Origin of the sequence: Serratia sp. J2 (assembly GCF_046269175.1) — a bacterium.
GTDB classification, from domain to species: Bacteria; Pseudomonadota; Gammaproteobacteria; order Enterobacterales; family Enterobacteriaceae; genus Chania; species Chania fonticola_C.
In genome coordinates, this window is record NZ_JBKABN010000009.1 from 103,137 (window position 1) to 123,110 (window position 19,974).

Here is a 19,974-nt window from a genome sequence, read left to right on the forward strand (position 1 = left end):
GTGCGAACAGGGGATTGATCGGTCAGAAACGCCGCAGGCTGAAGGGGGTGATATCCAGGGATGAAGGCTTATCTTGCGCAAACAGCGCTGCTATCTCGCCCAGTACACTGGCAAACTTAAAGCCGTGGCCACTCAGGCCGGTGATCACCATCAACTGTTGACAGTCAGGCAGGGTGTCGATGATAAAGTCTTCATCCGGGCTCATATCATAGCTACAGGCCTCACCGTGTAGACAAACGCCAAGCCCAGGCAAGAAGTGGCGCAGAAAGCCGAATACTTCGGTACCGTCGCTGGCCAGGGAGCCGAACGGCTTACGCTGATCTGCTGTCTCCATCGGTTGTCCACCCTCATGTTTACCGACCTTTAAGCCGTCATTCTCCGATGGGAAACCGTAATAGTGGCAGCCGTCTTGCGCTTCAACGGTGAACGCCGGAAAGCGGTTGTTTTCGCTGTAACGGCCATCGGCCTGATACCAGGAAAACACCTTACGTACCGGTGAAACAGGAAGCTGTGGTAACAGATTTTTGACCCAGGTACCTGCGCAGACCACGGCTTTACGCCCTTGGTAGCGCCCTTCTGAAGTAACGACCTCAACCCCTTGCTCGATTGGCTCTATCGCGGTCACCGGGCAATTAAACAGTTGGGCGCAGCCCGCTTCTCTGGCCAGTCTGATATAGCTGGCGACAATCAGCTCAGAACGCAGTATTCCTGCATCCGGTTCGAACAGGCCGACATAACCCGCTGGCGCAGTGAACTCTTGCCAGCGCTGTTGGATCTGTTCGGCGCTCAGTAACTGTGTATTGAGGTTAAAGCTTTTGGCACTGCGCTGTGCCGTGGTGACAAACTCACTGTTTTGTGGCCCCAGAGTGAGTACGCCACAGGGATGAAACAGCTTGTCGCCGCTTTTCTGTTCCAATCCGTTCCACAGTGCCTGGGCACGCAGCAGAAAAGGCACATATTTTTCGCCTTCACCGTAAGCATGGCGGATGATGCGGGTATCGCCGTGGTGACTGCCCTGACGATGCGGGGGGAAAGCGCTGTCGATCATTAAGACCTTAAGGCCTGCGGTTGTCGCATAATAGCCTGCAGCAGCCCCAACCGAGCCGCTACCCACGATGATCAAGTCATATTCCACGTGCCATGTCCTTTCTTTGATGTGTCGCTGATGGCCGTTATGATAAAAGTTTGGCGGCGGTAATGCACCATGAACCGATGCGAGCCGATACAAAAGAAAAGGCGCCGGTTAATTGCCGACGCCTTAGCGGTTGAGGGTGAATGGGTTAATGTTTTCTTCGATCAAGGTCTAAATAATCCGTAGATTCTATCTTGGCGATGCCAGCTTCTAAAATATTGATCAATTGGCGGGCAACGTCTGTGGTTAGCCAAAGAGTCCGATCCACTTGCGCTTCTTCGGCTGTTTGGTCTAGTGAAGACAGGTAATGAAGGCGAATCATCATGGCATCATAAACATCGACGGTACTGATATCCCAGCCAACAAGCGGATGTGTCTGTATTACTTCATCATTTCTGTCCATAAAGACCCCTTATCAAGTAGTGACTAGCTGGAGTTACTAACGAGGATCAATGCGTCTCATCTTCATGGTGAGCTTTTACAGTATACGCATCCGGGATCTGACGTGGGGTGTTTTCCTGCGGTTTATTGCAAATAAATATTTTTTGCGCAATTAATCGGCAAATGGTAGGGGCGCTGAATGCTGCGCCCGTTCAAATATTACTCTTCGGATGCGGGAGGAAGTTGCACGTGCGCATGGCTTTCCAATTCGGCTGCCAGATGAGCGAAATGCTTTTGCATCTCAGGATCGCGGTTCTGATTTTGTGCTTCCAGTTTCAGGCTGTGGATCAGCAACTGATTGGTTTTGTCATTCAAGCCAAAAGACAAATAAGAGAAAGCGACCTCGAGCACGTTCAGCCGCCGTTTTTGATCGGCGATCAGGGCCAGCAACTCGCCAAAGGTCATCGCTTCTTCGGGTTTGTCTTTATCCGGAACCATTGTTTACACCTTTGTTGCACCATAAGTCGTCTAATCATTACAGACCACAAGTGCTGTTTGTTCCAGGGGAAAGGGCAATACGGCGGAAACAAAAAAGCCGGAGAGCGACCCCCGGCAACAACGACATTGCAGAATTATTCTGCACTGAACCAATCGTCGGCACTTTCCCAGGTTTCCTGGAGTATCTCCTCGATCAGGTCTTTATCTGTTTTGGCACCGCCCATTACGGAAAGGCCATTGGCACCGGCATAACGGATCTGGACGGTAGTGTCAGGAAACTGGCGATTGACCCGTTTACTGAATTCACCGGTCAGGGCTTCGATAGCCCCCGGCGGCAGTGGTTTGGTTTTATCTATAGTGACTTCAACACGCATAATTGCCCCCGGAACTGTATACTGGATATTTATACAGTCAAATGACGCCGGAGGCAAGAGCAGAAATAAAATATTTAGCAGTCGGTCACTGACCAGTTAATGATCTCACCCGCCAGGAAGGGCACCACGGCTTCATTACCCAGAGTTATCTCCTCTGGCTGGGCCACCGGTAGGCGTTGCAGCGTGATAAAGTCCTGGTTCACCGGCAAGCCGTAGAAGCGTGGGCCATTCAGCGAGCTGAAGGCTTCCAGATGCTCAAGCGCGTCTAATTGCTCAAACACGGTGGCGTAGGCGGGCATCGCGTTAGGGGCGTTAAATACCCCTGCACAGCCACAGCTGGTCTCTTTGCGGTGTTTGGCATGAGGTGCCGAGTCGGTGCCTAGGAAGAAGCGGTCACAACCGCTGGCAACGGCGCTGCGTAACGCTTCCTGATGGATGTTACGTTTGAGGATCGGCAGGCAGAACAGGTGTGGACGGATCCCACCGACCAGCATGTGGTTGCGGTTAAACATCAGGTGCTGTGGCGTAATGGTGGCACCAAGGAAACGATTGCCTTCCTGCACGTACTGAGCGGCTTCCCGGGTGGTGATATGCTCGAATACGATTTTCAATTCCGGGAACTGGCGGCGCACCGGCTCCATCACCTGTTCGATAAAGCGAGCCTCGCGATCGAAGATATCCACGCTGGCATCGGTGACTTCTCCATGGATCAGCAGCGGCATACCGATCTTCTGCATCTGCTCAAGCAGGGGATAAATTCCGGTCACATCGCTCACGCCGTGGCTGGAGTTGGTAGTGGCATTGGCTGGATAGAGTTTGGCGGCGGTGAACACCCCTTGCTCAAACCCCTTGACCAGCTCCGCAGCAGCCAGTGAATCCGTCAAGTAGCAGGTCATCAATGGCGTGAAGTTATGTTCCGGCGGGAGGGCTGCCAGAATGCGTTCACGATAGCTACGTGCTGCGGCAACGGTGGTGATCGGTGGGGCCAGGTTCGGCATCACAATCGCCCGGCCAAACACCTGACTGGTATAGGGCAGAACCGTTTTCAGCATGTTGTCGTCACGCAAATGGATATGCCAGTCGTCAGGGCGGCGGATTTTCAGGGCTTGGGGTTGTGCGGTCATGGTGCAGAGCTCCGGCGGTCAAAAAATCTTAGTAAAAGCGAATAATTTTGGGTTATTCACGCCGGGGTGAAAGGATAAGCGGAAAACGTTCCGGATGCATCTGTTAGTTAATGGCAAATTGAAATCAGTTGGCTGCGAGAGCTTGGGTAACCGGGAAGCACTGATTATCTCAGGCCAGATCTAGGGAGGGGGCATCTTCTGGAAAGGGGTGAAAAAAACCCGCCATTTAGGCGGGTTTTGTAGGGCAGGGATTAACTTAGTCGTTAACTGGCTGCGGTTTGGTCGCTGGAGCAGTGGCCTGATTAGCCGCTGCATGGCCGCCAGCAGAACCTTTTCCGTCAAAGTTGAAGGAAGGGCGCTGCCACTCGCTGGTCTTGGTGGCTTCCGGCTGATAATCCGGCGCAGGCGCTTTGGTCATCGGGGCGGTAGCGATATGCTTGTAGAGCGCCGGTTGCGGTTGTGCAACCACTGGGGCCGCCTGCACAGGAGCTGGAGCAGCCTCTGGCTGTGCTGACACGACTTCCGGCTCTGCGGCTACAGCAGTTTCTGCAGGGGCAGCCACAACGGCTTCCACTACAACTTCTTCAACTACCGCTTCTTCAACTACAGGCTCTTGCACCAAGGATTCAGTGATAACCGGCTCAGCTTGTACTGCAGCATCTGTAACCGTCTCATCTTCAGTTGTTTCACTGACAACGGTTTCATCTACCACAACAGCGGCTGATTCGGCAGCGACGACAGCGTCGGCATCGGTTTCAACAGGTGCAGTTTCTACCGGGGCTTCAACTACCGGTGTTGCCACAGATTCAGCCACTACCGAAGCGGTGTCAACTACGCTTGGCGCTTCGTTGACCACAGGCTGAACAGGAGCGGCTTCAACAGCCACCGGTGCAGCAGCCACGGCTACGGTTTCAATTGCCACTGGCGCTTGAGCTTCTTCGTGTTCAACGTAGACGGCTGCTTGTGCCACAGGATAGCTGACCCAAACCTTGCCTGAAGCCATCTCTGGTGAGGCAAACGCCCCGGCCAACGGCATTGGCGACTGGTTCGGATAACGCTCGTCACGATAGCGACGACGACGCTGACCACTGACGCGCAGATGGCGTGGAGAACGACGAGAGCGACGTGGCATGCCGTTTTCACCGTTACCACGGTTGTCAGCTTGCGTGTCATCTTCAGCCTGGGCCGCAATGGCCTGTGGCAACAGTTTAACGCTCTCAGCCAATACCGGAGCCTGGCGTTCTTCAACCTTGGCAACCGGTGCCTTAGGCGCTAACAGCTCTTCAGCGGCGCGATGCAGTTCTTCTTCCGCCGACAGGACGCGAACTTTCTGCGCGAGTGGACGGCGTTGACGACGTTGCGTTGGCTGCTGATGACGGTCTTCATCTTCGTCATTGCTATTGCTGGCAACAACGACTTCCGCAGTTTCCGGCACTTTGACGTCTTGTGGAGCCTGGCGTTTTTCTTCCTGACGACGGCGTTGACGCTCGGCACGTTGTTCACGGCGCTGTTGCTGATCTTCGCGCTGTGCCTTGGCCGCTTCTTCAGTCTGCACTTCGGTGTTGGCAGCCGCTGGTGCAGTCTGTTGTTGTGCGTTACGGCGGTTGTTGCGGCGCTGATCGTCACGACTTTCACGCGGTTCGCGCGGTTCGCGATTTTCGCGTGGTTCACGATCACCACGTTCACGGTTGTCACGCCCTTCGCCACGTTCTTTACGCTCGCCACGTTCACCTTTACGGCCAGAGCCTTGGCGGCGTTGACCACGACGATCCTGACGACGGTTGTCGCTGTCTTCCGTTTTCTCAGCTACGACCGGTTTAGCTTCAACCACCGGCGTTTCTTCACCGGCGAACAGTGACTTCAAGCCACCGAACAGACGGCTCAACAGGCCAGGTTTGGCCTCAGCAGTGGGGGTTGATGCAACTGCCGGTTTGGCGGCAACGGCAGGCTTGCTAACCACAGGCTCTTCTTCCTGCGGTGGAGCATCCTGTGACAGGGAGAAGGAAGCCAGAGCCGGTTGCTCGCGTTTGCGCTCGACTGGCGCATCATCCTGCGGCTGGGCCATTTCTTCTTCATGCAGCTTCGGCAGCAGGTAGCTCAGGGTCGGTGTTTCTTCACCCTTGCGTACGCGCAGCACGGAGTAATGCGGAGTTTGCATCTGATCGTTTGGCACGATGATCGCTTTCACGCCACCCTGGCGCTTCTCGATCGCGCTGACAGAATCACGTTTTTCGTTCAGCAGGTAGGAAGCAACCTGAACCGGTACGATGGCGTGAACTTCTTTGGTGTTCTCTTTCAGCGCTTCTTCTTCGATCAGGCGCAGAATAGACAGCGCCAGCGATTCGTTATCACGGATGGTGCCGGTACCGGTACAGCGCGGGCACACGTGGTGGCTGGACTCACCCAGTGACGGGCTGAGGCGCTGACGGGACATTTCCAGCAGGCCAAAGCGCGAGATACGGCCAATCTGAATGCGCGCACGATCCTGGCGGACGGCATCGCGCAGACGGTTTTCCACTTCACGCTGGTGACGAACCGGGGTCATATCGATAAAGTCGATAACGATCAGGCCACCCAGGTCGCGCAGGCGTAATTGGCGAGCAATTTCATCTGCGGCTTCCAGGTTGGTATTGAATGCGGTTTCTTCGATGTCGCCACCGCGGGTTGCACGCGCGGAGTTGATGTCGATAGCGGTCAAGGCTTCGGTGGTGTCGATCACGATGGAACCACCGGAAGGCAGACGCACTTCACGTTGGAACGCGGATTCGATCTGCGATTCGATCTGGTAATGGCTGAACAGCGGGATTTCGCCACTGTACAATTTGATCTTGCTGCTGAAATCCGGGCGGCCCAAGGCAGCGATGTGCTCTTTGGCCAGATCGAGTACCTTCGGGTTGTCGATCAGGATTTCGCCGATGTCCGGGCGCAGGTAGTCGCGGAATGCTCGCACGATAACGTTGCTTTCCTGGTGGATCAGGAATGGAGCAGGGCGGCCTTCGGCGGCTTTTTTAATCGCTTCCCAGTGCTTGAGGCGGAATGACAGATCCCATTGCAGAGCGTCGGCAGATTTGCCTACGCCAGCGGTGCGGACAATCAATCCCATGCCGTCTGGCAATTGCAGCGAGGAGAGCGCTTCTTTCAGTTCGGTACGGTCGTCACCTTCGATGCGGCGAGAAATACCACCGGCACGCGGATTGTTCGGCATCAGAACCAGATAGCTACCGGCCAGGCTGATGAAGGTAGTCAAGGCAGCGCCTTTATTACCCCGTTCTTCTTTATCAACCTGAACGATGACTTCCTGGCCTTCACGCAGCACATCTTTGATGTTTGGGCGACCATGGGAAGAGTAATTGCTTGGGAAGTATTCGCGAGCGATTTCTTTTAGCGGGAGGAAACCATGTCTTTCAGCGCCGTAATCAACGAACGCGGCCTCTAGACTAGGTTCAATACGAGTGATTTTACCTTTGTAAATATTCGCTTTTTTCTGCTCATGGCCAGGGCTTTCAATATCCAGATCGTACAGCCGCTGTCCATCTACAAGGGCAACACGCAACTCTTCCTGCTGAGTTGCGTTAATCAACATTCTTTTCATCTTAACTTACTCGTTTTTTTTACATTATCGACAAAGCTGCGGGCAAAATAACCTCATGGCCAGGTTAAAACCGAAAACCCCGTGTCTTCTCGCAAAGCCGTCAACCTCACGGTTGTCGCCTGCATAGGGGCGCATTATCTCGGTAAGCCTGTATTTCTTTGTGAAACACAGCGCTTTTGACTCAGGGAATAGCCTCTGATTTATGATGACAGATCTGATTCCATTTGCCGGCCAAGCTGCAACCCGCAGCCCGCTAATTGTTTGATTTCACATTACGTCTTACGCCATTGCTGCGTTTTTGTGCAACCAGACAAACTGTATAATTCCGCAATTCTCCTCGTTTCAAGGGGATCTGCACGGAAAGTTACAGCATTATTCCATTGCAAGCACCTTTATAGCAAGGTGACTTTTCCTTAACTATGATCGAAACCGCAAACGATCAACCTGGCTTGCTGCCTTATTGTTCGCTGGCGTTTCTTTCACAGTCTGAGAGACAGTTAAGCACATAAAAAGAGGTGGCGCTATTGACGCGCTCTATTTAGAATCCCGCCCCATGAAAACGAACATTCCCGCAGTACAATTAGTGACGATTTCTGACGACGAAGCCGGTCAGAGAATCGACAATTTCTTGCTTGCCCGCCTGAAAGGCGTGCCGAAGAGCATGATTTATCGCATCGTGCGCAAGGGCGAGGTGCGGGTCAATAAAGGCCGCATCAAGGCTGAATATAAACTGGCAGCGGGCGACGTGGTGCGCATTCCTCCGGTTCGGGTCGCCGAGCGTGAAGATGCACCGGTTTCCGCCAAGCTGGATAAAGTTGCAGCCCTGGCGGATTGTATCCTTTATGAGGACGATCACCTGCTACTGCTGAACAAACCTTCGGGAACGGCGGTGCACGGCGGTAGCGGCCTGAGTTTTGGGGTGATCGAAGGATTGCGTGCATTACGCCCGGAAGCACGTTTTCTGGAGCTGGTGCACCGCTTGGATCGCGATACCTCCGGCGTGTTGATGGTGGCCAAGAAGCGTTCGGCGCTGCGTTCGCTGCACGAGCAGTTGCGCCTCAAGGGGATGCAGAAGGATTATATGGCGCTGGTGCGCGGCGAGTGGCAGTCGCACTGCAAAGCGGTGCAGGCACCGTTGCTGAAGAATATTTTGCAGAGCGGTGAGCGCATTGTCCGCGTCAACAGCGAAGGCAAACCTTCGGAGACCCGCTTCAAGATCGAAGAGCGCTTTGAACATGCCACGTTGGTGAAGGCCAGTCCGATCACCGGGCGTACCCACCAGATTCGCGTGCATACCTTGCATGCCGGGCATCCGATCGCCTTTGACGACCGTTATGGTGACCGGGAGTTCGATCGCCAATTGGCGGGCACCGGCCTGAAGCGCCTGTTCCTGCATGCGGCGGCGCTGCGCTTTGAACATCCTGCCACCGGCGAAACGATGCGCATCGAAGCGCCGATGGATGACGAACTACGTCATTGCCTGCAGGTATTGCGGCAAAGAACCGCCGCTGCCAAGAAATAAGCTTATACCAGCGGGTTGATCCCTTCAGCCCGCAACATCTCCAGCAATGCGATCAGCGGCAGGCCAATCAGCGCATTCGGGTCGCGGCCCTCCAGCTTTTCAAATAGCGCAATCCCCAAACCTTCACTCTTGAAGCTGCCAGCACAAAAGAGCGGCTGCTCGAGGCGCACGTAGGTTTCGATCTCCACTTCGCTCAACGTACGGAAATGAACGTGGAAAGGCTCACACATCACCTGTAGGCGTTGGCTACGGCTATTATAGAGCGCCAAACCGGTATAGAAGGTCACCTGCTTGCCGCTGGCCTTGCGTAACTGCTGGCGGGCGTTCTCTTCGCTATGGGGCTTACCGGTGATTTCTCCGGCAATCACGCAGACCTGATCGGAACCGATAATCAGATAATCAGGGTAGGCTATAGCCAGCGCCTGAGCCTTGGCCGCCGCCAGGCGCAGTACCAAAGCCTCGGCACTTTCCCCAGGCAGCGGTGTTTCATCGGTTTGCGGCGCTGCACAAATAAAGGGCAGGTGCAGCTTCTCCAACAACTGCTGGCGGTAGATTGACGTTGAGGCGAGTAAGAGTCTTTGCATAATTTTTTCCACAAACCGTAGCGTAAATATGTCGCTCATCTTAAACTGTCGGCCGCTCTGGAAGCGAATATTGGTGAAAGGTGCCGTTTTAGGGCCTTTTTCTTTGACTCTATGACGTTACAAAGTTAATATGCGCGCCCTATGCAAAAGGTAAAATTACCCTTGACCATTGATGCGGTACGTACCGCTCAGAAACGCTTGGACTATGTTGGTTCCTATGCGCCTGAGCTGGTTACACGTGTTGCCGACTCCGTGGTCAGTGTGGACAGTGATGTCGAAGTGCAGTTGTCGTTTGATATTGATAACCAGCGCCTCGCGGTGATAACAGGGCATGCGGACGTCGCGGTAACGCTGATGTGTCAACGCTGTGGTGTCCCGTTTGCACATCAGGTCCACACAACATATTGTTTTAGCCCGGTCGTCAATGATGAGCAGGCTGAGGCATTACCGGAAGCGTACGAACCGATCGAAGTTGACGAGTTTGGCGAAGTCGATCTGTTGGCAATGATTGAAGATGAAATTATTCTTTCACTGCCTGTCGTTCCGGTACATGAATCTGAACACTGTGAAGTGTCCGAAGCGGACATGGTGTTTGGCAAACTGCCTCCTGAGGCGGAGAAACCAAATCCATTTGCCGTATTAGCCAGTTTAAAGCGTAAGTAATCGAGGAGTAAGGTCCATGGCCGTACAACAAAATAAACCAACCCGTTCCAAACGTGGCATGCGTCGTTCACACGATGCCCTGACCACCACCACCTTGTCTGTAGATGCGACTTCCGGTGAAACTCATCGTCGTCACCACATCACTGCCGACGGTTTCTACCGCGGTCGCAAGGTTATCGGCTAAGTCAGCGATACTTTGACTCGTCTAACCCTGGCGTTAGATGCAATGGGCGGGGATTTCGGTCCCTGCGTCACAGTGCCTGCTTCATTGCAGGCACTGGCCTCTAATTTACAGCTTCATCTCCTGTTAGTCGGCGATCCCGACGTCATCTCCCCGTTACTTGCCAAAGCCGATCCGTCTGTCCGGGAACGCTTGCAAGTCGTACCTGCCGAATCGGTTATTGCCGGTGACGCCAAGCCTTCACAAGCGATCCGGGCCAGCCGAGGTACCTCTATGCGTATTGCGCTGGAGTTGATTAAAAGCGGTGAGGCGCAGGCTTGTGTCAGTGCAGGGAATACCGGGGCGTTGATGGGGCTGGCCAAGCTGCTGATCAAACCGTTGGACGGCATTGAACGCCCGGCGTTGATGACCGTGATACCTAACCAGCAGCGCGGTAAAACCGTGGTGTTGGATCTGGGAGCCAACGTAGAGTGCGACAGCACGATGCTAGTGCAGTTCGCGGTCATGGGAGCCGTGATGGCGGAAGAGGTATTGGGTATCGCGCAGCCACGTGTGGCACTGCTCAATATCGGCGAAGAAGAAACCAAAGGGCTGGATAATATCCGCGAAGCCTCCGCCGTACTTAAAAAAACTCAGGCAATCAACTATATTGGTTATCTGGAAGGCAACGACCTGCTCACTGGCAAAACCGATGTGATGGTCTGCGACGGCTTCGTCGGCAACGTCACTCTGAAAACCATGGAAGGTGTGATAAGACTGTTCTTGTCGCTACTCAAGTCATCCTCCGAAGGGGGGAAGCAGGCGTGGTGGTTAAAATTGTTGGGTCGTTGGTTACAAAAAAGGGTGGCAAGGCGTTTTGGTCATCTGAACCCCGACCAGTATAATGGTGCATGTCTGTTAGGATTGCGGGGGACCGTGATCAAGAGCCACGGCGCCGCGAACCAAAACGCGTTTGCGGTGGCAATCGAACAGGCTGTACAGGCGGTGCAGCGGCAAGTTCCGGACCGGATTGCTGCGCGCCTTGAAGCTGTATTACCCAAGAGTGACTGATCGTTCATGTATACAAAGATTCTCGGTACGGGGAGTTACTTACCCGCACAAGTGCGCACCAACGCTGACTTAGAAAAAATGGTGGATACGTCTGACGAGTGGATCGTGACTCGCACCGGTATTCGTGAACGTCGTATCGCTGCCCCGGATGAAACCGTGGCAACCATGAGCTTCCATGCTGCGTCTCACGCGCTGGAAATGGCGGGTGTGGCTAAAGAAGATATCGGCCTGATCGTGGTGGCGACCACCACCTCGAGCCATGCGTTCCCAAGTTCTGCCTGCCAGGTGCAGCAGATGCTGGGTATTCAGGACTGCGCGGCGTTTGATATCGCGGCGGCCTGTGCTGGCTTTACCTATGCCTTGAGCGTTGCCGATCAGTACGTGAAGAACGGCGCGGTAAAACATGCGCTGGTGATCGGCTCCGATGTGTTGTCACGCACGCTCGATCCAGAGGATCGCGGCACCATCATCCTGTTTGGTGATGGTGCGGGCGCGGTAGTGCTGGGAGCTTCTGAGGAGCCGGGCATTATCTCTACCCATCTGCATGCCGATGGTCGCTACGGCAATCTGCTGGCGCTGCCGAATAAAGATCGTCAGAACCCGGATCAACCTGCTTATGTCACCATGGCGGGTAACGAAGTCTTTAAAGTGGCAGTCACCGAACTGGCACATATCGTTGATGAAACGCTGAAGGCCAACGATCTTGACCGCAGCGAACTGGATTGGCTGGTTCCGCATCAGGCCAACCTGCGCATCATCAGCGCAACGGCAAAAAAACTGGGTATGGGGATGGATAAAGTGGTGGTGACGCTCGATCGTCACGGTAACACCTCTGCCGCCTCGGTACCTGCGGCGCTCGACGAAGCCGTACGCGACGGGCGCATCCAGCGTGGTCAGCTGGTGTTGCTAGAAGCATTCGGCGGTGGCTTTACCTGGGGCTCGGCGCTGGTTCGTTTTTGATTCAACAGGAATAAAAAAATGACGCAAACTGCTTTTGTTTTTCCAGGCCAGGGGTCACAAACCGTTGGCATGTTGGCCGATTTGGCCGCACAGTTTCCCATTGTGGAACAAACTTTTAGCGACGCTTCTGCGGCTTTGGGTTACGATCTGTGGCAGTTGGTACAGACCGGCCCGGCAGAAGAGCTGAATAAAACCTGGCAGACACAGCCAGCGTTGTTGGCGGCCTCCGTTGCCATCTTCCGTGTCTGGCAACAGCAGGGCGGTAACATGCCTGTGATGATGGCCGGCCACAGCCTGGGTGAATACTCGGCGCTGGTGTGTGCCGGTGTGCTGGATTTTGCTGCGGCTATCCGTTTGGTAGAGCTGCGTGGCAAACTGATGCAGGAAGCGGTACCGGAAGGTACCGGTGCCATGTACGCCATCATCGGTCTGGATAATGACTCGATTGCCAAAGCCTGTGAGGAGTCAGCTCAAGGCCAGGTAGTTTCACCGGTGAACTTCAACTCTCCGGGGCAGGTCGTTATCGCGGGCAACAAAGAAGCGGTTGAGCGTGCAGGTGCAGCTTGCAAGGCGGCGGGAGCCAAACGTGCACTGCCGTTGCCGGTGAGCGTGCCTTCGCACTGCGCACTGATGAAGCCGGCTGCCGATAAGCTGGCTGTAGCGCTGCAAGACATCACCTTCAATGCGCCGTTAGTACCGGTAGTCAATAACGTTGATGTACGCGCAGAAACCGCGCCAGAAGCCATCCGCAGTGCGTTGGTTCGCCAACTGTACAGCCCGGTGCGCTGGACGGAAAGCGTAGAATTTATGGCGGCAGAGGGTGTGACTCTGCTGTTGGAAGTGGGCCCAGGCAAAGTGCTGACCGGCCTGACCAAACGCATTGTCGACACTTTGACGGCGGCAGCGGTTAACGATACTGCCAGCCTGTCTGCGGCGTTGGAACAGTAAAAGAGGATAACCATGAGCTTCGAAGGGAAAATTGTCCTGGTCACCGGCGCAAGCCGCGGTATTGGCCGGGCTATTGCAGAGTTGTTTGTTGCACGTGGCGCCAAGGTTATCGGCACTGCTACCAGCGAGAGCGGTGCTGAAGCCATCAGCAGCTATCTGGGTGAGAACGGCAAAGGCTATATGCTGAACGTGGTTGATGCTCAATCTATCGACAACGTTTTGACCTCGATTCGCGCAGAATTTGGCGAAATCGACATTTTAGTGAATAATGCCGGGATTACGCGTGATAACCTGCTGATGCGAATGAAGGATGATGAGTGGCAGGATATCCTGGACACTAATCTGACTTCCGTATTCCGTCTGTCAAAAGCGGTAATGCGAGCTATGATGAAAAAGCGGTTTGGCCGTATCATCTCTATCGGTTCCGTTGTTGGCACCATGGGGAATGCAGGGCAGGCTAACTACGCGGCGGCTAAAGCCGGTCTGATTGGTTTTAGTAAGTCTTTGGCACGTGAGATCGCTTCACGTGGCATTACGGTCAACGTCGTGGCTCCTGGCTTTATTGAGACGGACATGACACGGGCGTTGACAGAAGATCAACGCGCAGGCATTTTGACTCAGGTTCCGGCTAGCCGGCTTGGGGAAGCTAAAGAAATCGCCAGCGCTGTTGCATTTTTAGCCTCTGACGAGGCCAGCTACATCACCGGTGAAACGTTACATGTCAATGGCGGCATGTATATGATTTAAAAAATGCGAAAACTATTTGCGTTATTTGAGGTAAAAACCGCAAAATAGCGTAAAATCGTGGTTTGACCAGCCGGGATTTAGTTGCATCTTTTTCAACATTTTATACACTACGAAAACCATCGCGAAAGCGAGTTTTGATAGGAAATTTAAGAGTATGAGCACTATCGAAGAACGCGTTAAGAAAATCATTGTTGAGCAACTGGGTGTTAAGCAGGAAGAAGTATTGAACAACGCTTCTTTCGTTGAAGACCTGGGCGCTGATTCTCTTGACACCGTTGAGCTGGTAATGGCTCTGGAAGAAGAATTCGACACCGAAATTCCAGACGAAGAAGCTGAGAAAATCACTACTGTGCAAGCAGCTATTGATTTCATCAACGCTAGCCAGCAGTAAGCGAACATATCTAGGCGGTCACTCGACCGCCTAAGTTTTTTCTATCCCTAGCGTCATATTTTCCCTCCTTGGAGGACAAACGTGTCTAAGCGTCGAGTAGTTGTGACCGGACTGGGCATGTTGTCTCCTGTCGGCAATACGGTAGAGTCCACATGGAATGCTCTTCTTGCCGGTCAGAGTGGCATCAGCCTGATCGACCATTTCGATACTACTGCCTATGCAACGCGCTTTGCTGGCTTGGTAAAGAATTTTAACTGTGAAGATTTCATCTCGCGCAAAGATGCGCGCAAGATGGATGCCTTCATTCAATACGGCATCGTCGCCGGCATGCAAGCCATGCAGGATGCGGGGCTGGATATCAACGAGGCGAACGCCAATCGTATTGGTGCCGCTATCGGCTCCGGTATCGGCGGCCTGGGGTTGATTGAAGAAAACCATAGCTCACTGGTTAACGGTGGCCCACGGAAAATCAGTCCGTTCTTTGTGCCTTCGACCATTGTGAACATGATTGCCGGTCACCTGACCATTATGTATGGCATGCGTGGCCCAAGTATTTCCATCGCTACTGCCTGTACCTCAGGTGTCCATAACATTGGCCATGCCGCACGTATCATTGCTTACAATGATGCCGATGTGATGCTGGCCGGTGGTGCAGAAAAAGCCAGTACTCCTCTGGGTGTCGGCGGCTTTGGGGCAGCTCGTGCGCTCTCAACCCGTAATGACAACCCACAGGCCGCAAGCCGCCCCTGGGATAAAGACCGTGATGGTTTTGTGCTGGGCGATGGTGCGGGGATGATGGTGTTGGAAGAGTACGAACATGCCAAACTTCGCGGTGCGAAAATTTACGCCGAAATTGTCGGGTTTGGTATGAGCAGCGATGCCTACCACATGACATCGCCACCGGAAAACGGTGCTGGTGCCGCCTTGGCGATGGAAAACGCGCTGCGTGATGCAGGTGTGACAACGTCACAGATTGGCTATATCAACGCGCATGGCACCTCGACGCCGGCCGGTGATAAAGCCGAAACCCAAGCGGTGAAATCCGTATTTGGTAGCGATGCCAACCGGGTAATGGTCAGCTCCACTAAATCGATGACCGGTCACCTGCTGGGTGCCGCTGGGGCGATTGAGTCGATCTTTACCGTGTTGGCTCTGCGCGATCAGGCGGTTCCACCTACCATCAATCTGGATAATCCGGATGAAGGTTGCGATCTGGACTTCGTACCACACGAAGCGCGTCAGACTAAAGATATGGAGTTCACGCTGTGTAACTCCTTCGGCTTCGGTGGCACCAACGGCTCGCTGATTTTCCGTCGAGTATAGTTCTAGCCAACTCAAGCTGATAAAGGCCCGGTGCACTCTGACCGGGCTTTTTTTATGGTGCCAGGCCGTCTATCGTAGTATGTGCCTGATATGCTGTCGTAGTGAAACCACAGTGAGGAAACGCATGTACTGGATAAATGGACAACAACATGACGCCCTGGCAGCCAGCGATCGCGGTTTGCAGTTTGGCGATGGCTGCTTTACCACCTCCAGGGTGGTGGATGGCAACATCGATCTCTTCCCCTGGCATCTTGAACGCATGCAGCAGGCGGCGCAGAGGTTGCTACTGCCTGCTGTTGACTGGGCTGCATTGGAACTTGAGATGCGCCATGCGGCTAGCACTCTCCCCCATGGCGTGGTCAAAGCGATACTGACCAGAGGCAGTGGTGGACGAGGTTACAGCCCGCACGGCTGCGCTGCATCTACACGGATCGTTTCACGCAGCACCTATCCCACGCATTACCTGTCATGGCGTGAAGAAGGGATCAGCCTGGCGCTCAGCCCAGTTGCGCTGGCACGTAATCCACTGCTGGCTGGCTTGAAACACCTTAACCGCCTGGAGCAGGTGTTGATCCGCGCACATCTTGACCAGGCCGATGCCCATGAGGCGCTGGTGCTTGACACTGCGGGTATGCTGGTGGAATGCTGTGCGGCTAATTTGTTCTGGCGCAAAGGAAAAAGCGTCTTTACGCCAAATCTGGATCAGGCGGGTGTCGCTGGTGTGATGCGCCGCCGCGTGATTGAACTTCTGGCGGGCAGCGAGTATCTACTGCATTACGTCAGTGAACCGCTAGAGACGCTGGCCGATGCGGAGGAAGTGCTGATATGCAACGCGCTGATGCCGTTGCTGCCGGTGAATAGGGCACAATCATGGCGCTACCCTTCGCGCCAACTGTATGATTTTTTGCGACCACACTGTTAATGATGGCTGATTGATGAAGAGAAAAAAGCTCAAGATTGTTGTACTGCTGCTACTCCTGGTGTTGGCTTCGCTGTATTGGGGGCATCAGCGGATTGAACGCTTTGCCGATACTCCGCTGGCGATTGGGCAGGAAACCTACTTCAAACTGCCTGTAGGCACTGGCCGTGTGGCACTGGAAGGGCTGCTGGTGCGCGACAAGTTGATCCACAATGGCCGCTGGTTCCCGTGGTTACTGCGCCTGGAGCCGGAATTGGCCGAATTCAAGGCTGGCACCTACCGTTTAACCCCGGGGATGACGGTACGCCAGATGCTGAAACTGTTGGCGAGCGGCAAAGAGGCCCAGTTCAGCGCGCGCTTTATCGAAGGTTCGCGTCTGAAAGATTGGCTGCAGGTGCTGCAAGAGTCTAAATATGTCAAACATACCCTGACAGGTAAAAGCGAGGCGGAAATCGCCAAGGCGCTGGGGCTGCCGGAGGGGGGCGTGCTGGAAGGCCGTTTGTATCCAGATACCTATCTCTATACGGCAGGAACCACCGATCAGGCATTGTTAAAGCGTTCGCAGCTGCGGATGTATAAGGCATTGCAGGACGTCTGGCATGCGCGAGACACCAGCTTGCCCTACAAAACGCCGGAAGAGTTGCTGACGATGGCTTCAATCATTGAGAAAGAGACTGCGGTAGCGGAAGAGCGAACCAAGGTCGCTTCAGTGTTTATCAATCGCCTGCGTCTGGGTATGCGTTTGCAAACCGATCCTACGGTGATCTACGGCATGGGTGACAGTTATACCGGTAACATCACCCGTAAGGATCTGGAGACGGCAACGCCCTATAACACCTATGTGATCAGTGGCCTGCCGCCAACGCCGATCGCCATGCCAAGCCGTGCTTCACTGGAAGCTGCTGCCAATCCGGCTAAAACCGATTATTTGTACTTTGTTGCCGACGGTAAGGGTGGCCATACGTTCACCACCAACCTGGCCAGCCATAATGCGGCTGTACGTGCCTATCGGCAGGTACAAAAGGAAAAGAATGAAAAGTAACTTTATAGTGATTGAAGGGTTGGAAGGCGCGGGCAAAACTACCGCGCGCAATACCGTGGTCAGCGTGCTTAACGAGCAGGGTATTAACGACATTGTATTTACCCGTGAACCGGGCGGTACGCCATTGGCGGAGAAGTTGCGCGAGCTGTTTAAATGCGGCGCAGAGGGCGATTTGCCAACCATCAAGGCGGAACTGCTGATGATTTATGCCGCGCGGGTACAACTGGTGGAAACCGTGATCCAGCCAGCGTTGGCGCGGGGGACCTGGGTGGTTGGCGATCGTCACGACCTTTCCGCGCAAGCCTATCAGGGCGGGGGCCGGGGAATCGATCCACATTTGATGAGTTCGCTGCGTGATACGGTATTGGGTGACTTCCGGCCCGACCTGACCCTGTATCTCGACTTACCGCCGTCGGTGGGCCTGCAAAGAGCGCGCGCGCGCGGAGAGTTGGATCGTATAGAGCAAGAAGCGCTGCCGTTCTTTGAACGTACCCGTGCGCGCTATCTTGAACTGGCGGCGCAGGATGCGAGCATCGTTACCATAGATGCGGCACAAACGCTGGAACAGGTCACCGCCGATATTCGCCAGGTGGTCTTACAGTGGCTGCAACAGCAGGATGTGGCGTAATGAACTGGTACCCGTGGCTTAACGCTCCCTATCGTCATTTGGTGGGGCAGTATGCGGCTGGGCGTGGCCATCACGCATTACTGCTGCATGCGGCGGTGGGCAACGGCGATGCTGAGCTACTCTATGCCCTTAGCCGTTGGCTGATCTGCCAAAAGCGCAATGGTGAAAAGAGCTGCGGTGAGTGTCACAGCTGCCGGTTGATGCTGGCAGGCAACCACCCAGACTACCACGTACTGGCCCCGGAAAAGGGCAAAAGCAGCCTGGGTATCGAACCAATCCGCCAAGTGATTGAGATCCTCTATTCCCATGCTCAGCAAGGGGGAGCTAAGGTAGTGTGGCTGTCGCAGGCAGAGCTGTTGACCGAGGCCGCCGCCAACGCCTTGCTGAAAACCCTGGAAGAGCCTCCGGCCAATACCTACTTCCTGCTAGGTTGCCGTGAGCCCTCAAGCCTGCTGGCGACGCTGCGTAGCCGCTGTTTCTACTGGCATCTGGCCAGCCCGGATGAGCAGCTTAGCCTGCAATGGCTGAACCGCCAGGGCGCGGGTAATCCGATCGATCGCCTGACCGCATTACGCTTGCATGACGGTGCTCCACTCGCTGCCGAACAGTTGCTGCAACCGAATCGCTGGCAACAGCGGGCCGCACTGTGCAACGCCTTGAGCGCTGCTCTGCCGCAGTGCGATATGTTGGCCCTGTTGCCGGCACTGAACCATGACGACGTGGCGGACCGGCTACACTGGCTATGCGCGTTGCTGATGGATGCGATGAAATACCAGCAGGGTGCCGCGAGCTATGCTCTGAATCAGGATCAACTGCCGTTGGTCCAGCAGTTGGCCAGCCGTTTGAGCAGCGTTTCGCTCCAGAAAATCATGCAGCAGTGGCTTAACTGCCGCCATCAGTTACTCAGCGTGGTTGGCGTTAATCGCGAGCTGTTGCTGACAGAACAGTTACTAGGTTGGGAGCAGATGCTCGGCGCTACCGGTTACTCATCCCCTCATTCGTTGTAAAAGAGTTAATTATCATGTTATTAGTAGATTCTCACTGCCATCTCGACAGCCTGGATTTTGCCACCTTGCACCACAGCGTGGACGATGCTCTGGTCAAAGCCAAAGCGCAGGATGTGGGTTTTGTGCTGGCGGTTGCCACCACGTTGCCGGGTTACCAGGCGATGACTCAACTGATCGGTCAACGTAACGATGTCGCGTTCTCCTGTGGCGTTCATCCGTTGAATCTGGAGGGGGGCTACGATTATGCCGAACTGCGCAGTCTGGCAGCGGCTGAACAGGTGGTTGCCCTGGGGGAGACCGGGCTGGATTACTTCTATCAGCAAGACAATATCCCGTTGCAGCAAGAGTCGTTCCGCCAACATATTCGTATTGGCCGGGATCTCAACAAGCCGGTGATTGTGCATACGCGTGATGCGCGTGACGATACGTTGGCCATTCTGCGTGAAGAAAACGCACAGGATTGCGGCGGCGTGCTGCATTGTTTTACCGAAGATTTGCCAACGGCGAAAGCCTTGCTCGATCTGGGTTTCTATATCTCGTTCTCCGGCATTGTCACTTTCCGTAACGCCGAGCCGCTGCGCGAGGTGGCCCGCTATGTGCCATTGGATCGCATGCTGGTGGAAACCGACTCGCCATACCTGGCGCCAGTTCCCCATCGTGGTAAAGAAAACCAACCTGCCTATGTGCGTGACGTCGCAGAATACCTGGCCGTATTGAAGGGCGTTAGCCTGGAAAACCTGGCGCAAGCGACCACCAGCAACTTTTCACGTTTGTTTCACATCGAACTCTGATCCTTCGTCTAGGCTTAGCGAACCGCTGGCGATAATCTAATTCTTTTTAAGCTCGTAATTAATCCTCGAAACGGGTAATGTTCCCACCCGTTTCAGGGGAGCTGCCGGGCGAATTTT

General features: G+C 54.5%; 21 protein-coding genes. 14 read left to right on the plus strand and 7 right to left on the minus strand.

Annotation, left to right across the window (positions count from 1 at the left end):
- Positions 1–22 precede the first annotated feature (22 nt).
- The 6 genes from solA to rne all read right to left on the minus strand — a co-directional run bounded on the left by solA (position 23) and on the right by rne (position 7,101).
- Positions 23–1,135, minus strand: a complete 1,113-nt coding sequence (gene solA / locus ACKWMY_RS11825; RefSeq protein ID WP_024528536.1) for an N-methyl-L-tryptophan oxidase — start codon at positions 1,133–1,135, stop codon at positions 23–25.
- 145 nt (positions 1,136–1,280) lie between these two features.
- A complete protein-coding gene (gene bssS / locus ACKWMY_RS11830) occupies positions 1,281–1,535 on the minus strand; it encodes a biofilm formation regulator BssS (protein ID WP_024485935.1) in 255 nt (84 codons plus the stop codon).
- 197 nt (positions 1,536–1,732) lie between these two features.
- Entirely contained in the window at positions 1,733–2,011 is a 279-nt protein-coding gene (locus ACKWMY_RS11835; protein WP_024528537.1) for a hypothetical protein, read from the minus strand.
- Positions 2,012–2,145: 134 nt separating this feature from the next.
- A complete protein-coding gene (dinI, locus tag ACKWMY_RS11840) occupies positions 2,146–2,385 on the minus strand; it encodes a DNA damage-inducible protein I (protein WP_021178315.1) in 240 nt (79 codons plus the stop codon).
- 74 nt (positions 2,386–2,459) lie between these two features.
- Positions 2,460–3,509 (minus strand): dihydroorotase, encoded by a 1,050-nt coding sequence (gene pyrC / locus ACKWMY_RS11845; RefSeq protein WP_409486333.1) that lies wholly within the window; start codon positions 3,507–3,509, stop codon positions 2,460–2,462.
- A gap of 256 nt (positions 3,510–3,765) precedes the next feature.
- On the minus strand, positions 3,766–7,101 hold the full coding sequence (gene rne / locus ACKWMY_RS11850; RefSeq protein WP_409486334.1) for a ribonuclease E: 3,336 nt from the start codon (positions 7,099–7,101) through the stop codon (positions 3,766–3,768).
- 553 nt (positions 7,102–7,654) lie between these two features.
- Here rne and rluC point away from each other — a divergent pair.
- Positions 7,655–8,623 (plus strand): 23S rRNA pseudouridine(955/2504/2580) synthase RluC, encoded by a 969-nt coding sequence (rluC, locus tag ACKWMY_RS11855; protein WP_024485939.1) that lies wholly within the window; start codon positions 7,655–7,657, stop codon positions 8,621–8,623.
- A gap of 2 nt (positions 8,624–8,625) precedes the next feature.
- On the opposite strand, the gene ACKWMY_RS11860 is transcribed toward rluC, so the two are convergent.
- Positions 8,626–9,207: a Maf family protein gene (locus ACKWMY_RS11860; protein ID WP_024528540.1), complete on the minus strand. Its 582-nt coding sequence runs from the start codon at positions 9,205–9,207 to the stop codon at positions 8,626–8,628.
- A 141-nt stretch (positions 9,208–9,348) separates the two neighbouring features.
- Here ACKWMY_RS11860 and yceD point away from each other — a divergent pair, with 141 nt between their 5' ends.
- The 13 genes from yceD to ACKWMY_RS11925 all read left to right on the plus strand — a co-directional run bounded on the left by yceD (position 9,349) and on the right by ACKWMY_RS11925 (position 19,857).
- On the plus strand, positions 9,349–9,870 hold the full coding sequence (yceD, locus tag ACKWMY_RS11865; protein ID WP_024485941.1) for a 23S rRNA accumulation protein YceD: 522 nt from the start codon (positions 9,349–9,351) through the stop codon (positions 9,868–9,870).
- 16 nt (positions 9,871–9,886) lie between these two features.
- Positions 9,887–10,054 carry a 50S ribosomal protein L32 gene (gene rpmF, locus ACKWMY_RS11870; protein WP_004943042.1) on the plus strand — a complete coding sequence of 56 codons (168 nt, stop codon included), beginning with the start codon at positions 9,887–9,889 and terminating at the stop codon, positions 10,052–10,054.
- A 12-nt stretch (positions 10,055–10,066) separates the two neighbouring features.
- Positions 10,067–11,101, plus strand: a complete 1,035-nt coding sequence (plsX, locus tag ACKWMY_RS11875; protein WP_409486335.1) for a phosphate acyltransferase PlsX — start codon at positions 10,067–10,069, stop codon at positions 11,099–11,101.
- Positions 11,102–11,107: 6 nt separating this feature from the next.
- Complete coding sequence (locus tag ACKWMY_RS11880; RefSeq protein ID WP_024528542.1) at positions 11,108–12,061, plus strand: beta-ketoacyl-ACP synthase III; 954 nt, start codon at positions 11,108–11,110, stop codon at positions 12,059–12,061.
- A gap of 18 nt (positions 12,062–12,079) precedes the next feature.
- The gene (gene fabD / locus ACKWMY_RS11885; protein WP_024528543.1) at positions 12,080–13,009 is read left to right on the plus strand and encodes an ACP S-malonyltransferase; all 930 of its coding nucleotides are present in this window, start codon (positions 12,080–12,082) and stop codon (positions 13,007–13,009) included.
- Between the two features lie 12 nt (positions 13,010–13,021).
- Complete coding sequence (gene fabG, locus ACKWMY_RS11890; protein ID WP_024528544.1) at positions 13,022–13,756, plus strand: 3-oxoacyl-ACP reductase FabG; 735 nt, start codon at positions 13,022–13,024, stop codon at positions 13,754–13,756.
- Positions 13,757–13,910: 154 nt separating this feature from the next.
- Entirely contained in the window at positions 13,911–14,147 is a 237-nt protein-coding gene (acpP, locus tag ACKWMY_RS11895) for an acyl carrier protein (protein WP_004719003.1), read from the plus strand.
- Positions 14,148–14,228: 81 nt separating this feature from the next.
- Positions 14,229–15,470 carry a beta-ketoacyl-ACP synthase II gene (gene fabF, locus ACKWMY_RS11900; protein ID WP_024528545.1) on the plus strand — a complete coding sequence of 414 codons (1,242 nt, stop codon included), beginning with the start codon at positions 14,229–14,231 and terminating at the stop codon, positions 15,468–15,470.
- Positions 15,471–15,594: 124 nt separating this feature from the next.
- Positions 15,595–16,392 (plus strand): aminodeoxychorismate lyase, encoded by a 798-nt coding sequence (pabC, locus tag ACKWMY_RS11905; RefSeq protein WP_409486336.1) that lies wholly within the window; start codon positions 15,595–15,597, stop codon positions 16,390–16,392.
- A 13-nt stretch (positions 16,393–16,405) separates the two neighbouring features.
- On the plus strand, positions 16,406–17,431 hold the full coding sequence (mltG, locus tag ACKWMY_RS11910; RefSeq protein WP_024528547.1) for an endolytic transglycosylase MltG: 1,026 nt from the start codon (positions 16,406–16,408) through the stop codon (positions 17,429–17,431).
- A complete protein-coding gene (tmk, locus tag ACKWMY_RS11915) occupies positions 17,421–18,059 on the plus strand; it encodes a dTMP kinase (RefSeq protein ID WP_409486337.1) in 639 nt (212 codons plus the stop codon). Before mltG ends, tmk begins: the two co-directional genes overlap by 11 nt.
- Positions 18,059–19,066, plus strand: coding sequence for a DNA polymerase III subunit delta' (gene holB, locus ACKWMY_RS11920; RefSeq protein WP_074031322.1), 1,008 nt, complete (start codon positions 18,059–18,061; stop codon positions 19,064–19,066). The genes tmk and holB overlap by 1 nt, the downstream gene beginning before the upstream one ends.
- 14 nt (positions 19,067–19,080) lie before the next feature.
- Positions 19,081–19,857 (plus strand): metal-dependent hydrolase, encoded by a 777-nt coding sequence (locus tag ACKWMY_RS11925; RefSeq protein WP_074031323.1) that lies wholly within the window; start codon positions 19,081–19,083, stop codon positions 19,855–19,857.
- Positions 19,858–19,974: the final 117 nt, after the last annotated feature.